The following is a 542-nucleotide window of genomic DNA, read 5'->3' as shown; positions in this document are numbered from 1 at the left end:
AGTGATTCCTCCAGATAGGCCGCAACCTGCGGGAATTTTGGTTCCAGTAGGTCGACGACTTCGCGGGCTTGAGCCCAGGTGGATGCGGCATCGGGTTGTTGGAAGATTGTCTGGAACATCGCAGAGACCATAGGCCATTGTGTTTTCGGGACCTTCTCGTAGAGGTTCTTCGCGAAGTGGGTGCGACACCGCTGCCAGGAGGCATCGGGAAGCACTTCGGAAATGGCGTGCTGGATGCCTTCGTGGGCGTCACTGGTGACAAGGAAGACACCACGAAGTCCGCGCGCTTTTAAGTCTTGGAAGAAGCCTTTCCACGATGCGTTGGATTCTGCGGTGGCCACGTGCATGCCGAGCATTTCGCGGTATCCGTCGGCGTTGACCCCGGTGGCCAAAAGTACGGAGCATTTGACTACCCGGCCGCCTTCACGGACTTTGATCGTGAGCGCATCACACGACAAGTAGGCGTACCCGCCGGGGTCGAGTGGGCGGTTTTTGAAGTCTGCGACCATGTCGTCGAGTTCTTCCGACATGCGTGAGACTTG

1 protein-coding gene is annotated in these 542 nt (G+C 57.7%); it reads right to left on the bottom strand.

The window, feature by feature from the left end; all coding sequences use genetic code 11:
• On the bottom strand, window positions 1–542 hold a 542-nt coding region (locus QP968_RS11130), incomplete at both ends, for an IS256 family transposase (RefSeq protein WP_284856458.1).

Origin of the sequence: Corynebacterium sp. MSK041 (genome assembly GCF_030232265.1) — a bacterium.
Lineage (GTDB): Bacteria > Actinomycetota > Actinomycetes > Mycobacteriales > Mycobacteriaceae > Corynebacterium.
The sequence above is the reverse complement of the archived record's forward strand: the minus strand, read 5'-3'. Positions and strand labels throughout refer to the sequence as shown.